Raw genomic sequence first — 16455 nt, forward strand, 5'->3', positions numbered from 1 at the left:
CCATCTCCGCGAGGGACCGGTGTCGCAGGCGACATTTCTGGGGGGTACATGGATTCGATTCCGATTTCTGAACAGCATGTGATGAGAAAGATGGCGTGGCGACTCATGCCGCTGCTCATCGTGATGTTCCTCATCGCGTTCATCGACCGGCAAAATGTCGGATTCGCAAAGCTTGAAATGGTGCAGGCGCTGGGGATGACCGAGGCGGCCTACGGTTTTGGCGCATCACTGTTTTTCATCGGTTATCTGCTGTTCGAGGTGCCGAGCACTTTGGCGCTCCACCGCTTTGGAGCGCGTACATGGCTTGCGCGAATCATGATTACGTGGGGCATCATCACTGTCTTGCTCGCTTTCACGAAGTCGCTGCCCCTGTTTTACTTTTACAGGTTCGCGCTCGGCGTAGCTGAGGCCGGCTTCTATCCTGGCGTCATCTACTACCTCACGCAATGGTTCCCGCAGAGCTATCGAACGCGGGTGCTCGGGTTCTTCACCCTGGGTAGCGCACTGGCCAACATGCTGGGGTCGCTTGTCGGTGGTCTGCTGCTTTCGCTCGGCGGCACGTGGGATTTGCAGGGCTGGCAGTGGGTGTTCATCGCAACCGGCATTCCGGCCATCCTCATCGCCTTTGTCGCGCTGAAGTATCTTCCGAACTCGGTCCAAGTCGCGCCATTCCTCTCGCAAGCGGAGAAGGAGATTGTACTGGCCGCTTTTCAAAGGGAGGCGCCTACCGAGGCGAAGGCGTCGCATCCCTGGGCTGCATTCATCGACCCCAAGGTTCTCATGTTTGCTGCGACCTACATGCTGATGTCGACGTCACTTTATGGCGTGACCTACTGGATGCCTACACTGGTGAAAAGCTATGGCGTCTCGTCGACGGTCAACGGTCTGCTCAACATGATTCCGTGGGCACTGGCAGCCTTGCTCCTGCTGTGGCTGCCGGGCAAGCTCAAACGAGAGCGCGTTGTCCTGCGAGCGATGACCGTCGTTGCGGGCGTTGGAGTCGTCTGCTTCGCTTCGAGCCTGGTATTGCCAACCGTTTCCCTTCGCTTCATTGCTCTGTGCCTCGGCGGGGCGTGTATTCCTTTGCTGTATCCGTGCTTCTGGTCGCTTCCGCCGCGCTTCTTCTCGGGTGCCCGAGCCGCAGCGAGTGTTGCGGCCATCAACTGCATCGGAAATCTTGGAGGTTTCTTTGGCCAAAACCTCATGCCCTATGTCGGCAAGATCAGCGAGAGCCACACTGCGCCGATGCTTGTTCCTACCGCATGTCTTCTAGTGCTCGCGATCGGAACAGCCATCGCACGGTCGGTCGGCGCCCGGCGTCAGGCAGTAGGGACCACCGTGCAGCGGACCTAAGTCAACCGTAGCGCTCCCGGGTCTAGATCAGTGACGCGTCTTGGCCGGGCCGACGCACCGAAGCGGCTCGTTTCGATCAACCGCACGAGCCGCGCGACGATCTCGTGTACGGTTGTCTCCGGTCCGAAGATTTCTGCCACGCCCATGTTCCGTAGAGAACGCGCGTCTTTATCCGGCACGATCCCGCCGACGACGACCGGCGCACATACGTCGGTTTCTCCAAGCTCGCGCATGAATTGAAGCATCAGACTTCCATGCGCTCCCGCAAGCGACGAAATGCCGATCACGTCGCATCTTTCTTCCGCTGCAAATCTCGCTGCACGCGTCGGAGAAGCAAACAGGCCGGTCATCGCAACATCGAAGCCCGCGTCCTTCAGCGCCGCCGCCACCACATTCGCGCCGCGATCGTGTCCGTCGAGTCCGAGTTTCGCCATCAGCAGGCGCGGTTTTCTGCCCAGCTTCTTCGCGAGTCGCGCAACCTGTGCGCTCGCCGCATGCCATGCCTCGTCCTCTGCGCATTGTGTTCCATACGCATTCGACGTAACGCCCGATGGCTGCACATAGCGCGGCCAAACTGCTTCAAGGGCACGCGTACACTCACCCACTGTCGCCCGCGCGCGCATGCAGTCGATCGTAAGTGCAAGCAGGTTGCCGGCATCGTCGTGTGCGGCGCGAGTCAACGCCGAGAGCGTGGTGCTCACGCGATATTCGTCGCGTCGGCGCTTGACGTCGGCGATTCTGCGCGACTGTTGCACGCGCACACGCTCGCCATCGATCGCGACGCATTCGGGAACATCGTCATCGGCCTCGATTGCCGCAAAGGCGTTAGTGCCGACGATCATCTGTTCTCCCATATCGATGCGCGCCTGCGTCGCCGCCGCGCTTGCGTGAATCTGCTGCCGAACCCAGCCCGTGCGGATCGCCTCGCGCGGGCCGCCGCCCGCCTCGATTTCATCGATCATCTCGCGCGCCCGCCCGGCGAGATCCGTCGTCAGCGATTCCATCATGTACGAGCCGGCCCACGGATCGATCACGTCGCACAAGCCCATTTCGTGCTGAAGGATCAGTTGCGTGTCGCGTGCAAGTTGCGACGCCGATGCGGACGGCAGCGCAAGCGCCTCGTCATGCGCATTCGTGTGCAGCGACTGCGTTCCGCCGAACACCGCAGCCATCGCCTCGACGGTCGTGCGCACGATGTTGTTATGCGTGCGCGTCGGGCTGAGCGACCAGCCCGAAGTCTGACAGTGCATGCGCAACGCGCGGCTTTTCGGCGTGCTCGCACCCTCTTGCGCCGCGATTCCCGACCACAGCAGGCGCGCCGCGCGCAACTTCGCGATCTCCGTATAAAAGTCCGTTCCGGCGCCGAAGAAAAAGCTCAGTTGCTCGCAAACGGCATCGGCATCCAGCCCACGCGCACGCAACGCGCGAAGATATTCGCGGGCATTCGCGAACGTGAGCGCGAGTTCCAGCGAAGCATCCGCGCCCGCTTCCTGAAAGTGATAGCCCGACACGGAAAGCGCCTTGAAGCGCGGCATGTGTTCATTCAGAAACTGCGCGACATCCGCGACGATGCGCATCGACGGCTCCGGTGCGAACACATACGTATTGCGCACCATGAATTCCTTGAGAATGTCGTTCTGCACCGTTCCCGAGAGCGAATCCCTCGCAATGCCGCGCTCTTCGGCCGCGACGATGAAAGCGGCGAGCACCGGCAGCACTGCGCCGTTCATCGTCATCGAGACGGACACGCGATCGAGCGCGATGCCTTCGAAAAGACGCGCCATGTCCTCGACCGTATCGATCGCCACGCCTGCAAGGCCGACGTCCGCGCGTGCTTCGTGATCGGTGGAATCGTAGCCGAGCTGCGTGGGCAGATCGAAGGCCACGGACAGGCCTTGCGCCCCGCGAGCGAGCGCCTTGCGAAACGCGAGATTCGAATCCGCGGCGTCCGCATAACCGGCGTACTGGCGAATGGTCCAGGGCTTCGACGTGTACATCGACGCATACGGTCCGCGCACGAATGGTTGCGCGCCGGGTTGCGAACCGAGATGCCCGATGCCGTCGAGATCCCCCGACGTGTAGAGCGGCTTCAATGGAACGCGTCGCGGACGGCTCATGCGCGCCTCCGTGCCTTGTGCGTGAGGACATCGGCGATCTTCCTGCCGTCGCTCGTGCGTTCGATCTCGCACCAGTGCGCGACGCGCGTCTCGTCGACGAACGCGCGCCGGAACGTCAGCCGCAAGCGCTCGCCGACATCGATGTTGCCGTGATAGTGCAGTTCGCGCGAAACCAGCGCGGGGGTATCCGCGAGACGCCAGGTCTGCCATTCCGCGCGATCGACAAAGCCCTGGAAGCTCGCGAAATAGAGGAAGTCCGCACCGTTGAAATCGTTGTAAGGGCACGGCAGAAACTCGACCGGCGCGCAGTCCGCCGCGTGCACGCCCATTTCGGCGATGCGCGGCCCCGCTTCGCGCAGACGCAGTTCGCGCGCGGCCTCCTGCATGTCGGTGATCGCCGCGTTCATCGGCGCAATGTCGCCCTTCATTTTCGCAAAGCTCGCGCGCGCGACCGAGCGGTTGTTGCGCGCCTCGGTGCGCCGCACGAACGTGGACATCATCGACAGCGAGGCGATCGCGCCATGTTCACGCTCCACGCGATGCTCGCTGACATGCCGCGCCGCGCCGATCCGCGCAAGCTCGGTGCGAATGCGCAACGCGTCGTTCTCGCGCACCTCGTGCATGCCGTGCGCGCGCAGCCGGATCGACGTGAACGCGGCATAGGCGCGCGTGCCTTCATCGGCGACGAAATCGCTGCCGGTGGCTTGCGCGAGTGCGCCCCAGTGCCGGTCGCCGCATTCCTTGAGCAGCCAGTTTTCGGACAGGCCCGCGTAGTTGAGTTGCGGCATGCCGGCGCGGTAAGTGTCGTCGTGGCGAGGCATCATGCTTCTTCACGCGCACGCAATCGACACATGATCGGGCACGTTCGAGCGCTCCGCGCAGATCGCGTCGACGATGTACTGCGCGTCGCGCGCGACGCCGGAGAAGCGTCCCGAGCCCCACGTATGCAGCCACGGGAGACCGACGAAATAGATGCCCGGAACCGCCGTCACGCCGCGCATATGCGCCGGATATCCGCGCCCGTTGAACACCGGCGCGTCGAGCCAGGCGAAGTCCGGCGTGAAGCCGATGCACCACACGATGGACGCGATGCCGCTCGCCTGCAGATCGAGTTCCGCGCGTTCGCCCGGCGGATGCCACAGCGGCTCGTACCGCGCGGCAGCCGGCGCATCGATACCATGCTTCTCGATGAAACCGTCGATGCTCGCGTTGATGCGGTTATACGTGTCGTCGGCATCGTCGAGGTTGGCGCGCAGGTTCGGGGCAAAGCGCAGTTTTCCATCGCGGAAGTCCTCCAGCCGCCCGAACAGTTCCATGCCTTCGGACGCGAAGCGGCGCAGGTCGATGTCGCGTCCGCCGTCGCGGCCCGTCACATAGTGATTGGTGTTGTCGCGCACGCCTTCGCGCAGCGGATGATCGGTCACCGGCATGTCGTAATAGCGCATGTCGGCCAGCCAGTCGACGACATCGCGGCCCCGATAGAAGCGCGCGCAACGCGGCGCCTCGCCGACCGCGAGATGCACCTTGCGGCCCGACAGGTGCAGATCTTCCGCGATCTGCGCGCCGGACTGCCCCGAGCCGACGACGAGCACCGCGCCGGGTGGCAGCGCGTCGGCGTTGCGGTATTCCGACGACTGCATCTGCACGATGCTCTGCGGCAGGCGCTCCGCCATGCGCGGCACGATCGGCGTGTGATAGCCGCCCGACGCGACGACCACCTGATCGGCCGCAAACGTTCCGCGCGTGCTTTGCACGACGTAGCCCCCATTGGCGTCACGTGTTACCCGCGTGACTGCCGCGCCTTCCAGCACCGGCGCGTTCACCTTGGCGATGAATGCATCGAGATAGGCGATGATCTCGTCCTTCTTCATGAAGCCGTGCGGGTCCGGGCCGTCGTATGCATGGCCCGGCAGCGCGCACTGCCAGTTGGGCGTGACGAGACAGAACGTGTCCCAGCGCTGAGTGCGCCACGTGTGGGTGACGCTGTGCTTTTCGAGCACGAGATGCCCGATATTCGCCTGTTGCAGAAAGTAGCTGACCGAGAGCCCGGCCTGGCCGCCGCCGATGACGATCACGCCGACATGCTCCGGCGCGGCCTGAGTGGATTCGATGTTCGACATATCCGCTTCCTCTTCGACAAATGGGTCAATCGAGCGCGAGCACGGTCACGCGCGCATCGTGCGCCTCGCTGAACCGTCCCGCGTCCTCTTCGATACGTGCAAGCTGATCGAGCGCCGCGGAGCACGCGAAGCCGTACTTCTCGCGCACGCGCTCGGAGCCGATGCTGAGGGCCTCGCGCGAGCGCGCGACGAAGTCGCCGACGGCATAGCTCTCGCCCGCCGCGAAGTACTCGCCGACGACCGTCGAGGGCGAATAGCAGTTCGCCTCGACGCCATCCGGCCAGCGAATTCGAAAGTGCATGACAGGCATGTCCGAGCCTCCGTTATGGGTTCATCGCGCACATATGAACGGTTCCTCGCGAAAGTTCCACAGCAAGGCAGTCTCGTCGCCGCGCGTCACGACTACATCGCGCGAATCATCGACTTCACCGATCACCGCACTCGCGAGATCGCGCCCGGCGAAACGCGCCAGCACCTCGCCGACATGCTCGCGACGCACGGAAAGCACGAAACCGAAGCTCGGAAACGCCGTGAGCCAGCGTTCGATATCGACATCGGCGGGACGCGGCAATGTATCGAGATCGATGCGCGCGCCCGCTTCCGAGCATTCGAGCAGCATCAATGCGGTGCCGAGCGCGCCCGCCATGCTGATGTCCTTCGCGGCATCGCACAGACCGTCTTCGGCGAGCGCGGGCAACAGTTCGAAATCGGCGCGAGCACGGCCTTCGGGCGATCCCACCGATGCGTTCCAGAACGGATACGGCTCCTCGAACCTGCCGCGCAGATCGACGGCCATCACGAGCGCGTCGCCGGGGCGCGCATCGAAACTGGTCAGCAGCTTGCGCGCTCGCCCGACGATCGCCACCGCGAGTTGCGCGCCGTCGCTGCGCACGTTGCTGTGCCCGCCGACGACCGGCACGCCATACACCTCCGATGCCGCCGCCATGCCGGCGAGCACGTCGCCTGCGGCGTCCGCGCTGCCGCTCCACAGCGCATCGACGACGGCGAGCGGGCGGCCGCCCATCGCGTAGATGTCGCTCACGTTCACCATGACGCCGCTGTAGCCTGCGAACCACGGCATCGAATGAACGAAATCGCTCACCATGCCTTCGATTGCGAAGAGCAGATAACCATCGCCATCGGGGATCGCGGCGCAGTCATCGCCGATCGCCACGGATTGCGCGTTCGAAGGAAGACGCGAAAGCACATGCGAGATATCGCGCTTGTGACGAAAGCCGCGACTCTCGCGCAGGCGTTCGACCAGTCCGGCGAGCGCGTTCACGGCAGCCTCCGCGCCAGCGCGACGAAACCGCTTTGCGGGGTGATACATGGCGGATACGCGTCGAGTTGCGCGCGCATCAGATGATGTGGGCGGCCAAAGAGCGTTTCCTCCTGCTGCGTGTCCCAGCGCAGACGGCGAAAGAGCGGCACGTTCTGCGCCTGCACATGCGCGAGAAAAGTCTCGCAGCCCAGCGCATGCGCGCTCGATACCGCGAGCCGGATGAGCGTCGAGCCGATCTTGCCGTGCGAGCGGAAGGCCGCGTGCACTGCGAGCCGCGAGCCGAACCACACGCCCGGCTCCGTCTCGTGAATGCGCACGGTGCCGACCACCTGTTCCGGCATGCCTGCGACGCAACTCAGCGCGACCAGCAGTTGCGCGCGCTCATCGATCTCGTCGCGATCGTCGCCGACGAACACGCCCTGCTCGATGCAGAACACCGCGCGCCGCAGCTTGTACGCTTCATCCTCTTCCCACGGCAGCGTCGCCCACTTCACGCGGTATTCGACCGGCGTGTAGTCGAGCTCGAACGCATCGCCCTCGATGGCTTCGACGAACATGTCACACCTCGTACGAAGATAGCGACGAACACGCGCCGCATTTGCCGCAGCCCGCCTTGATATCGGCGGAACGCATGTTCGCCTGCGCGAGCATCGCGCCGATCGGCGCCAGCACCGAGCGCATGAAGTCAGGTGTGGGCGCGGGATGATCTTCGAGCGGCGTGCCGCTGATCGGCACGAACGGCACGACGAACGGATACACGCCGAGCGCAATCAGATCGCGCGCCATATCGACGATGGCGTCCGCGCTGTCGCCGAGTCCCGCGAGGATGTACGTGCTCACCTGCCCGCGCCCGAACACCGCGACCGCCGCCTCGAACGCTTCCATGTAACGCGACACCGGCACGCTCGCCTTGCCCGGCATGATGCGCTCGCGCACCGCGGGCGTCACCGCTTCGAGATGCATGCCGAGCGTGTCGATGCCGCTCGCCTTCATGCGCTCGAACCAGCGGTTGTCATCGGGCGGCTCGCACTGCGCCTGAATCGGCAGATCGACGGCTGCCCTGATCGCGAACGCGCTCTCACAGAGGATCTGCGCGCCGCGATCGGGCGTCGGCGGCGTGCCGGTGGTCAGCACCATGTGCTTGACGCCGTCGAGCAACACGGCGGCGCGCGCCACCTCGGCGAGCTGCTCCGGTGTCTTGCGCGCGATGGTGCGGCCCGCCGCGAGCGATTGCCCGATCGCGCAGAACTTGCACGACTTTCGGCGGCTTTCGTAACGGATGCAGGTTTGCAGCACGGTCGTCGCGAGCACGTCGGCACTGTGCAGCGTCGCGATGTGCGAATACGGCACGCCGTCGAGTGTCTGCATCGCGTAGAAGCGCGGCGCCTTCGGAAAGCTGATGCTCGCGATCGGGATCGTGTTGCGCATCAGCGGGCTGTTGCCGTTCGCGTCCGGCTGGCCCGCGACGAACGGCGAATCCCATGCCGTGCTCGTATGCACGGGCACCATGATGGTCACGCCATCGACGGTAACCGCCTTGTGATCCGATGGCCCCGCGCCGCCGCGCCGGCTGGACACGCCGGCGCGCGGATCGACCAGCCGCAGGCCGCTCGACTGAAGCTCAGTCATCAATTGCCGGCTCGACGCCGGCAGGTTCTCTCTTGCGCTCATCGTCGTAGGTGTCCTTGAAAGAAGTGACGGGCGTGGCGGGCCGGTCGTTGATCGCGAGACTCAGCAGCTCGGGCCGCGCGTAGTGGCCGACCGAATCCATCATGCGTTTGCGCTTGGTGATGAGCGCCATGTCGAGATCGGCGATCACCATGCCTTCGCCTTCGCGCAGCGGCTCGGCCAGATGCTGGCCTTCGGGCGAGACGATCGCCGTGTTGCAGCCGCCGCGCAGCGCGCGTTGCAGGTTCGGATCGGGCGTGATGGCTTCGATCTGCGCATCGGTCAGCCAGCCCGTCGCATTGACGACGAAGCAGCCCGACTCCAGCGCGTGATGCCGGATCGTCACTTCGATCTGCTCGGCGAAGATCGGGCCGACCAGCGAGCCGGGAAACTGGCTGCAATGAATCTCTTCATGCTGCGTCATCAGCGCGTACCGCGCGAGCGGGTTGTAATGCTCCCAGCACGCCAGCGCGCCCACACGTCCGACGCGCGTTTCGGCGACCTTCAGCCCCGCGGCATCGCCTTGTCCCCAGATCATCCGTTCGTGGAAGGTCGGCGTGATCTTGCGGCGCTTGAGCAGCAGGCGGCCGTCGGTATCGAAGATGAGCTGCGTGTTGTAGAGGCTGCCGTGATCGCGCTCGTTCACGCCGAGCACGACCACCATGTTCGCGAGCCGCGCGTGTTCCGCGACCGCCTGCGTGACCGGACCCGGCACGACAACCGCCTGTTCGTAGAGCTTCATGTGATCCGCGCCCGAGGCAACCGGTGCGCGCACGAACGAGAAGTACGGGTAATACGGCACGAAGGTCTCGGGAAACACGATCAGCTGCACGCCTTTCGCGGCGGCTTCGTCGATGGCCGTGCAGACGCGGTCGAGCGTGCCGTTCGGGCGCTCGAAATCCGGCGCGATCTGCACGGCGGCGGCGCGCACGACGCGCTTCGTCGTCAGGGCATCGGCCATGATCGTCACACGGTCCACGTATGAATGACGAGCGCGTTCTCCTTGCGATGAAGCAGCTGGAGATCGAGCACATCGAGCGGGTTGATCGGACGAATGCCTTCGATGAGCGACGCCTCGCCGTGTCCGTAGAGCGCCTGCAATGCGAAGCGGCATGCGTAGACCTTCCCGCCTTCGGCCATGAACTTCTGCAGTTGCTTGTTGAAGTTGAGATGGCCGGGGAACGCTTCGTCGCCGAGCGTCGGGAAGCCGCGTTGCAGACCGAGCGTCACACCCGGTCCGTAGAGCAACACGGAGGTATCGAAGCCCTTGCGTTGCAGACGCGTGGCTTGCAGCAGATTCACGAAGCCGATCGAGCCTTCGAATGCAACCGTATGAAACGTGACGAGCGCTTTCTCGCCAGGTTCGGCCTTCACGTCTTCGAATACTTTCTCTTCGTAGTCGACCAGATAGTCGCCGTTCTTGTGAAGCGGTTGATTGACTGCGGGCATGGCATTCTCCGATGTTGGGTTCACGTCTCTACCGTCTCGTTTCATCGCGACGGCGAACGCTCAAACGCAACGGATATGCCAATGATTGGCCCGTAAAATGCAATCACTTTGCAATCAAGCAAAACGAACTTGCATGCGCGACGCGAAAAATTTTCGTGCAGGCCAATCCGGGCGGGCTGTCGCTGTCATACGCGGGAGCCTCGCATGAGCGATGCGCGCACACTTTCAGCGCAGCGGTTCCTGTGCGTGGTGCGTAGCACACCGAAGCCGTGCATAAAAGCGATCAATGCAATCAACTGCGATCGGCGCATGCGATCTCTTTTCTTTTGATTGATTTGTCATGCTAAGGTGAATCGAACCTTTGCCGAGGACATCGCGGTCATGAATCAGCCGGCGCATCACTGGATCAGAAAGCTCGAAGAGAGTAGAAAGCCCGCTTATCTGACGATTCCCGATCTGATCGAAGAGGACCTTGCGACCGGACGATTGCGGCCGCGTGATCGATTGCCCGGTCTGCGCGATCTCGCCGACCTGCTCAGCCTCAACTACACGACGGTCGCGCGTGCTTACGCGGAAGCGCGCAAGCGCGGCCTGCTCGATGCGCGCGCGGGCAGCGGAACCTTCGCGCGCGGCAGGACGCAGACGTTGCCGCTCGCCGGGGGCGGCAGTGTCGAGATGTCGATGAACATGCCGCCGGAACCACCGCTCGTGGCAGCGCGACTGCGCGCGTCGGCGGCGAGCCTGATGGAGCGTGCCGATCCGTTCCAGTTGTTGCGCTATCAGGATTTCGGCGGCACGGCGGCGGATCGCGCGGCGGGACGCGAATGGCTTCGGAAGCGCGTTCCGGATTGCGATGTCGATAACGTGCTCGTTTGTCCGGGTATTCATGGCGCGCTCGTTGCGCTGGTGTCGCAGCTTGCGCGGCCGGGCGAGATCATCTGTCTGGATTCGCTCGCTTATCCCGGGATCAAGGCGATTGCTTCGCAACTGGGCGTGCGCTTGCAGGCTCTCGCCCGCGATGACGAAGGACCGTTGCCGCATGCGTTCGAGGCGTTGTGCAAGACGGAGAAACCGGGAGCGTTCTACTGCAATCCGACGCTGCAGAATCCGAGCACATTGACCTTGACGCGGCAGCGGCGCGAAGCCCTTGCCGACGTGGCCTTGCGTTACAACGTGCCGATCATCGAAGACGAGCCTTACGGCATGTTGCCTCTCGATGCGCCCGCCACGCTCGCGGAACTCGCGCCCGAACTGACGTATCACGTGACGGGTTTATCGAAGACGCTGGGTGCGGGGTTGCGCGTGGCATATCTCAAGGCGCCGACGCTGCGGCAGACGCAGCGGATCGCGGGCGCATTGCGTGCGACGACGGTCATGCCGAGTCCCTTCACGGTCCTCCTCGCGACCCAATGGGTCAACGACGGTACGGCGTCGGACGTTCTCGAGGCTATTCGCGAAGAGGCATCGGCCCGACAGGCGATCGCCTCGGACGAACTTCGAGGCCTCGCGTTCGACGCCGACCCGCACGGGTTTCATCTCTGGCTGCCCGTGCCTTCGATGTGTGACTGGAGTGCGCCGGAACTGGCTCTCCAGTTGCGGACGCAAGGCATCGGCGCGGTGGCCGGTGCCGCATTTTCCGCGGACGGGAATCCGCCGAATGCGCTGCGCTTGTGTCTCGGCGGACCTCAGAACCGGGAAGATTGCCGCGAAGCGTTAAGACGCGTCGCCGACATGATGGGCGATCCGCATCATCTGCATATGCCGACGCTTTGAGCCGTCTGGAGAATCGGGACGGAGGCCTCAAGACTTGAATGACGCTTCCATCCTGTCTCCGAGGCACGCCACCGCGCGGCTGAGATTCCCGAGGTGAGGCGGATGCAAAAGCCACACGTCTAGCTGAGGCGCGAAGCGTGCGACCTTCACGACTTCGAGCCGCCGCTGCCACGCACTATGAGTCAGCACACTTCGCGGAACCAGACCCAATCCCAAGCCTGAGGCGATGAGCTGCAATTGCATTTCACTGCCGTGCGTATCCGCTTTGACGCGCAACGCGTAGCCGGCCGCTTCGACTGCGTGTTGCAGCGCCGCCCGATAACCGCATCCTTCCGGGTTCAGGATCCATCCACCGTCCGCGATGGCAGATAGCGTCGCCCGACTCGAAACCAGCGGGCGCCTTTTACTTTGCACGACGACCAGTTCGATGGTCGAGACGCGTCGGCGCACGTATTCGTCCGCGGGTTGTCTGCCTTTCGGACTCAGAATTGCGGCGGCATCCAGTTCGCCCGCGTCGAGCAGACGAAGCAGACCGGGGCTCCAGTCCGACTTGAGCGTCACGTCGAGCGCCGGAAATGCATCCCCGAGCGCGGTCAGCGCATCGAACAGGACGATGTCGGCGATACCCTGCGGCAAACCGAAACGCAGCTTTCCCGAGGGATCTCCGTCTTCCCGGGTGACATTCATCAGCCGGTCGAAGGCAGCGAGCAATGGCACGGCATGCTCGTGAATACGATGCGCAAGCGCAGTTGCACGCGGCGGTTTGGAATTGCGGTCGAGCAGTTGCGCGCCGAGCACATCTTCCAGTCGCTGAATGCGCTTCGATACCGCCGACTGCGTCACGCACAGCTTTTGTGCGGCACGCGTCAGAGAGGCTTCCTCGACCACCGTCACGAAAGATTTCAGTTCCTCGATCATTATTCCATTCCGTCATTCAAAGTAGTCTGAATATTCGCTTTTGGAAAGCATTGATTGAGTCTAGCCTAGTGGGCGTTATCACGCACTCTCGTTTTGAGGCCACTATGCCACTCGTCCGAATCGATCTTTCGAAAGCCGCGGCACCCGCCGTCGTTCAGGCTGTCAGCGACACCGTCTACGAGGCGATGACCCCGATCGCCGGCGTCCCTGCCAACGACAAGTTTCAGATCGTCACCCGACACGACGCCGACGAACTCGTCTATCCGGCCGATGGCTATCTCGGCATCTCCTACTCTCCGTCGATTGTCTTCATCCAGATCACCTGGAATATCGGTCGTTCGATCGATGTCAAGAAGGCTTTCTACGCCGCCGTCGCCAACGGCATTTCTTCAAAGACGGGACTGCGCAAGGAAGATGTCTGGATCAGTCTGGTCGAGGTCGCACGAGAGAACTGGTCGTTCGGCAACGGGGAAATGCAATACGCGCCTGCGGATTAGCCTCGCATCGGTATAAGCCGGCCAAGAAAAATGTCAGCATGGAGGACGATATGAAGCCACTGGAGCATTTGACCTTTCATTCGCTCGAGTTACAGCCCGTGCTGATCCCGTTGAAGCGACCAATCGTGTCGAAGGTCGGGAGCTTCTCGGAGTGGCCGGTCGTCGCCATCACGCTCAGGACCAACGAAGGCGTAAGCGGATGCAGCTATCTCGAACCGTACCTCGCTCATTCGATGAAGTACATCGTATCGATCATGAGCGACCTGGCGGCCAATAAGAAAGGTACGCGCATCGCGCCTTTGTCCGATTTTCAGGCCGAGCGCAAGTCTTTGAGTCTGGTCGGTTACGAAGGTCTTGCGATGATCGCCATCGCGGGCCTGGATATGGCGGCCTGGGACGCGTTGGCGAAAGCGGTGAATCTCCCGCTGGCGCGATTGCTGGGCGGGGACATCGGCACGGTGCCCGCTTATAACAGCAACGCATTGTGGCTCACCGATACCGGCAAGCTGGCCGACGAAGCGCTTGCCCTGATCGCCGAAGGAGGCTTCGGGGCAATCAAGCTCCGGCTCGGGCGCGATCGATTGCAGCAGGATATCGACGCCATCGAAGCGGTCCGCCATGCGGTGGGCGGCGACATCAAACTCATGGTCGATTTCAATCAGGGCATGAGATTCGGAGATGCGGTGCGCCGCTGCCACGAACTGGACGATTTCGGGCTCTACTGGTTCGAAGAGCCCATCGCCTACGACAACATCGACGGCTATTCGGACCTGGCGGCCAGGCTCAAGACCCCGCTCTGCCTCGGTGAGAATTTCTACGGGCCGCGTGCGCTGTCGCGTGCGGTCACGGCGAAGGCAGGAACCTTCATGATGCCGGACATGATGCGCATCGGCGGCGTATCGGGCTGGCTTCGCTCGGTACCCATTGCGGGCGCACTGGGCATCGACGTTTCGAGTCATCTGTATCCGGAAGTTTCCGCGCACCTTCTGCGGGTTACCGAGACAGCCCATTGGCTCGAATGGCAGGACTGGGTCGACCCGATCCTGGAGGCGCCGTTTCCTGTCAAAGACGGCCTGATCGAGATTCCAGATCGGCCAGGAACGGGGTTCGACTTCGATAAGGAGGCGCTGTCCCGTTTCGCGTTCGGCTGATCTACTGCGCCGTCCATCCTCCGTCGATACGCAAGCTCGTTCCGGTGATCATCGCGGCGGCAGGAGACGCGAGATACAGCACCGCCGCAGCGACGTGATCGCTCGAGAGCAGACGGCCCATCGGGATGCGGTCGAAGACCCAGCGTTTGAACTGCTCGTTCTCGAAGAACGGCTGCGTCATCGGTGTATCGACGAACGTAGGCGCCACCGAGTTCACGCGTATCCTCGGTGCAAGCTCGACTGCTGCTGCTTTCGTCAGCCCTTCCATCGCGTGCTTCGTCATGCAGTACACGGATCGATCAGGCGCGCCTACATGCCCCATCTGCGACGATATGTTGATGATGGCGCGGTCGTCGGTTACTTCTCCTTCGAGCATCTTGCGAACGGCAGCGCGCGTTGCCAGGAATGTCGCTCTGACGTTCAGGCCGATCACGAAATCCAGATCTGAAGTTTTGACGTCCGCGAGTCGCGCAGGGACGTTGGTGCCCGCGTTGTTGACGAGGATGTCCAGTCGGGGAAGTTCGCTGAACGCCCGCTCCAGTTGATCGTCTTTCAGGAGGTCGCATACGACAGGCGTGCATGCGCCACCGTTTCGGTGGATGCGGGCGGCGACCTGATCCAGTTCTCGGGCATCCTTGCTGAGCAGATAGACGTGCGCGCCGGATTGTGCGAGCAAAGAAGCGATGTCCGCGCCAAGGCCACGCCCCGCGCCGGTCACGACAGCGCTCTTCCCTTCAAGGTTAAAAAGTTCGTTAGACATATGTCCCTTCAGGATTTCAATTTCGATTGATCGCTTGCTTCGCGACTCGGACGTTAGTTCGGTCAGCCTTCCTGCGTCGTGCTGGCTGGAATCAGGGTCGCCGCTGACGGCGCTCTGCGCTCCTGAACGATCCTCGCGAACAGGGCGCAGACGAGCGTGATGCCTGCCGCGATCATCGCGAAGATGGCCACAGGGGTGTAGTCACCGTACTTTGCGAGCAGCGCCGTGGCGATCAGCGGCGTGGGCGCGCCGGCGAGCAGTGCACCCAACTGGAATCCGATCGTCACCCCGCTATAACGGACTTCGGGGCTGAACATTTCGGCGAACCATGCAGCCATCGGTGAGAACACGGCCGCATGAGCAATCGTGATGACCATGATCTCGGCAAGCAGGATCATCGTCGGATTGCCGGTTCCTACCATGTGAAAGAACGGGAATGGCGCCACCACCGCGACCAGTGCGCCGAAGATCACGATCTGCTTTCGACCAAACTTGTCAGATAACGCACCAAAGAGCGGATTCGTCAGCAGTTCAAGTGCGGCCGCAATCAGGATGGCGACCAGCACCGTCTTTCGCGGCAAGGCGAGATGGCTCGTCATGTAAGTCAGGCCGAAGGTCGTAAATACGTAGTACAGAATATTGTCTGCAAAGCGAAGTCCCGCGGACATCAGGATCGCCCTCGGAAATCTGCGAACCGCCTCGACGATGGGCAGCTTGACGGTCGAGTCGGAGTCGAGCACCTTCTTGAAAGCAGGTGGTTCTTCGATACGGAGGCGGATCACGAGACCAACCGCGACGAGTACCGCGCTGAACAGGAACGGGATACGCCAGCCCCACGCGAGGAACTCCGTCTCGGGCAGGCGGCTAGCCAGTTCCATCCCGCCCACCGCCATACACAACCCTGCGGGAAGTCCCATCTGAGGGAAGCTGCCATACAGGCCACGGCGATTCGGGTTTGCGTGCTCGACGGCGATCAGAGCGGCCCCTCCCCATTCGCCGCCTACGGCCAACCCTTGCACGATGCGCAGCAGGATCAGGAGAATCGGCGCGGCGAGTCCGATGCTGTTGTACGACGGCACTAGACCGATGAGCGTGGTCGAAACGCCCATTGCGAGCAGCGTCGTGACCAGCACGAATTTTCGTCCGACACGGTCGCCAAGGTGACCCGCGACGATGCCGCCGAACGGCCGTGCGATGAATCCGACCGCGAACGTGCCGAATGCCAGAAGCGTTCCGGTCAACGGATCTCCACCGGGGAAATACAGCTTGCCGAAAACAAGCGCCGAGGTGATTCCGTAGAGAAAGAAGTCGAACCATTCAATGGCGCTTCCCATGAAACTGGCTATGGCGATCGTCAGCATCTTCGG

The 16455-nt window shown here is 62.8% G+C and carries 16 protein-coding genes; 4 read left to right on the forward strand and 12 right to left on the reverse strand.

From position 1 onward, the window contains the following. The first annotated feature begins 48 nt into the window (after nt 1-48). Entirely contained in the window at nt 49-1353 is a 1305-nt protein-coding gene (locus ACEN42_RS34395; RefSeq protein ID WP_250487708.1) for an MFS transporter, read from the forward strand. Here ACEN42_RS34395 and scpA read toward each other — a convergent pair. Genes scpA through ACEN42_RS34440 form a run of 9 tightly spaced genes read right to left on the reverse strand, consistent with a single transcriptional unit; the run spans nt 1350 to nt 9989 of the window. Continuing rightward, nucleotides 1350-3470 carry a methylmalonyl-CoA mutase gene (gene scpA, locus ACEN42_RS34400; RefSeq protein ID WP_371883083.1) on the reverse strand — a complete coding sequence of 707 codons (2121 nt, stop codon included), beginning with the start codon at nt 3468-3470 and terminating at the stop codon, nt 1350-1352. The two genes, ACEN42_RS34395 and scpA, sit on opposite strands and share 4 nt — an antisense overlap. Next, complete coding sequence (locus ACEN42_RS34405; protein ID WP_371883227.1) at nt 3467-4291, reverse strand: Pnap_2097 family protein; 825 nt, start codon at nt 4289-4291, stop codon at nt 3467-3469. Before ACEN42_RS34405 ends, scpA begins: the two co-directional genes overlap by 4 nt. Before the next feature lie 9 nt (nt 4292-4300). Further along, nucleotides 4301-5590 (reverse strand): MSMEG_0569 family flavin-dependent oxidoreductase, encoded by a 1290-nt coding sequence (locus tag ACEN42_RS34410; protein ID WP_371883084.1) that lies wholly within the window; start codon nt 5588-5590, stop codon nt 4301-4303. Nucleotides 5591-5615: 25 nt separating this feature from the next. Then, entirely contained in the window at nt 5616-5900 is a 285-nt protein-coding gene (locus ACEN42_RS34415; protein ID WP_371883085.1) for an MSMEG_0570 family nitrogen starvation response protein, read from the reverse strand. A 21-nt stretch (nt 5901-5921) separates the two neighbouring features. Then, nucleotides 5922-6872: a sll0787 family AIR synthase-like protein gene (locus ACEN42_RS34420; protein WP_371883086.1), complete on the reverse strand. Its 951-nt coding sequence runs from the start codon at nt 6870-6872 to the stop codon at nt 5922-5924. Then, nucleotides 6869-7429, reverse strand: coding sequence for an MSMEG_0567/Sll0786 family nitrogen starvation N-acetyltransferase (locus tag ACEN42_RS34425; protein WP_187603297.1), 561 nt, complete (start codon nt 7427-7429; stop codon nt 6869-6871). The genes ACEN42_RS34420 and ACEN42_RS34425 overlap by 4 nt, the downstream gene beginning before the upstream one ends. A gap of 1 nt (nt 7430) precedes the next feature. Next, nucleotides 7431-8501 carry an MSMEG_0568 family radical SAM protein gene (locus ACEN42_RS34430; protein ID WP_371883228.1) on the reverse strand — a complete coding sequence of 357 codons (1071 nt, stop codon included), beginning with the start codon at nt 8499-8501 and terminating at the stop codon, nt 7431-7433. Further along, entirely contained in the window at nt 8494-9501 is a 1008-nt protein-coding gene (locus tag ACEN42_RS34435) for a Nit6803 family nitrilase (protein WP_371883087.1), read from the reverse strand. The genes ACEN42_RS34430 and ACEN42_RS34435 overlap by 8 nt, the downstream gene beginning before the upstream one ends. Nucleotides 9502-9506: 5 nt before the next feature. Then, nucleotides 9507-9989 (reverse strand): MSMEG_0572/Sll0783 family nitrogen starvation response protein, encoded by a 483-nt coding sequence (locus tag ACEN42_RS34440; RefSeq protein ID WP_016348771.1) that lies wholly within the window; start codon nt 9987-9989, stop codon nt 9507-9509. A 381-nt stretch (nt 9990-10370) separates the two neighbouring features. Between ACEN42_RS34440 and ACEN42_RS34445 the strand changes: the two genes are divergently transcribed. After that, a complete protein-coding gene (locus ACEN42_RS34445; protein WP_371883088.1) occupies nt 10371-11762 on the forward strand; it encodes a PLP-dependent aminotransferase family protein in 1392 nt (463 codons plus the stop codon). 27 nt (nt 11763-11789) lie between these two features. On the opposite strand, the gene ACEN42_RS34450 is transcribed toward ACEN42_RS34445, so the two are convergent. Next, complete coding sequence (locus ACEN42_RS34450) at nt 11790-12680, reverse strand: LysR family transcriptional regulator (protein ID WP_371883089.1); 891 nt, start codon at nt 12678-12680, stop codon at nt 11790-11792. 104 nt (nt 12681-12784) lie between these two features. Here ACEN42_RS34450 and ACEN42_RS34455 point away from each other — a divergent pair, with 104 nt between their 5' ends. Then, a complete protein-coding gene (locus ACEN42_RS34455) occupies nt 12785-13177 on the forward strand; it encodes a tautomerase family protein (protein WP_371883229.1) in 393 nt (130 codons plus the stop codon). A 38-nt stretch (nt 13178-13215) separates the two neighbouring features. After that, a complete protein-coding gene (locus ACEN42_RS34460) occupies nt 13216-14328 on the forward strand; it encodes an enolase C-terminal domain-like protein (protein ID WP_374191230.1) in 1113 nt (370 codons plus the stop codon). 1 nt (nt 14329) lies between these two features. On the opposite strand, the gene ACEN42_RS34465 is transcribed toward ACEN42_RS34460, so the two are convergent. Together ACEN42_RS34465 and ACEN42_RS34470 are read right to left on the reverse strand one after the other, a co-directional pair. Next, nucleotides 14330-15088: an SDR family NAD(P)-dependent oxidoreductase gene (locus ACEN42_RS34465; RefSeq protein WP_371883091.1), complete on the reverse strand. Its 759-nt coding sequence runs from the start codon at nt 15086-15088 to the stop codon at nt 14330-14332. A gap of 62 nt (nt 15089-15150) precedes the next feature. After that, on the reverse strand, nt 15151-16449 hold the full coding sequence (locus tag ACEN42_RS34470) for an MFS transporter (protein ID WP_371883092.1): 1299 nt from the start codon (nt 16447-16449) through the stop codon (nt 15151-15153). Between the last annotated feature and the right edge of the window lie 6 nt (nt 16450-16455).

This window comes from Caballeronia sp. S22, assembly GCF_964261745.1.
Classification (GTDB): domain Bacteria; phylum Pseudomonadota; class Gammaproteobacteria; order Burkholderiales; family Burkholderiaceae; genus Caballeronia; species Caballeronia jiangsuensis.

Coding starts and splice junctions, on each gene's coding strand:
- ACEN42_RS34395 (WP_250487708.1), top strand. CDS start 49: ATGGATTCGATTCCGATTTCTGAACAGCATGTGATGAGAAAGATGGCG.
- scpA (WP_371883083.1), bottom strand. CDS start 3,470: ATGAGCCGTCCGCGACGCGTTCCATTGAAGCCGCTCTACACGTCGGGG.
- ACEN42_RS34405 (WP_371883227.1), bottom strand. CDS start 4,291: ATGCCTCGCCACGACGACACTTACCGCGCCGGCATGCCGCAACTCAAC.
- ACEN42_RS34410 (WP_371883084.1), bottom strand. CDS start 5,590: ATGTCGAACATCGAATCCACTCAGGCCGCGCCGGAGCATGTCGGCGTG.
- ACEN42_RS34415 (WP_371883085.1), bottom strand. CDS start 5,900: ATGCCTGTCATGCACTTTCGAATTCGCTGGCCGGATGGCGTCGAGGCG.
- ACEN42_RS34425 (WP_187603297.1), bottom strand. CDS start 7,429: ATGTTCGTCGAAGCCATCGAGGGCGATGCGTTCGAGCTCGACTACACG.
- ACEN42_RS34430 (WP_371883228.1), bottom strand. CDS start 8,501: ATGACTGAGCTTCAGTCGAGCGGCCTGCGGCTGGTCGATCCGCGCGCC.
- ACEN42_RS34435 (WP_371883087.1), bottom strand. CDS start 9,501: ATGGCCGATGCCCTGACGACGAAGCGCGTCGTGCGCGCCGCCGCCGTG.
- ACEN42_RS34440 (WP_016348771.1), bottom strand. CDS start 9,989: ATGCCCGCAGTCAATCAACCGCTTCACAAGAACGGCGACTATCTGGTC.
- ACEN42_RS34445 (WP_371883088.1), top strand. CDS start 10,371: ATGAATCAGCCGGCGCATCACTGGATCAGAAAGCTCGAAGAGAGTAGA.
- ACEN42_RS34450 (WP_371883089.1), bottom strand. CDS start 12,680: ATGATCGAGGAACTGAAATCTTTCGTGACGGTGGTCGAGGAAGCCTCT.
- ACEN42_RS34455 (WP_371883229.1), top strand. CDS start 12,785: ATGCCACTCGTCCGAATCGATCTTTCGAAAGCCGCGGCACCCGCCGTC.
- ACEN42_RS34460 (WP_374191230.1), top strand. CDS start 13,216: ATGGAGGACGATATGAAGCCACTGGAGCATTTGACCTTTCATTCGCTC.
- ACEN42_RS34465 (WP_371883091.1), bottom strand. CDS start 15,088: ATGTCTAACGAACTTTTTAACCTTGAAGGGAAGAGCGCTGTCGTGACC.
- ACEN42_RS34470 (WP_371883092.1), bottom strand. CDS start 16,449: ATGCTGACGATCGCCATAGCCAGTTTCATGGGAAGCGCCATTGAATGG.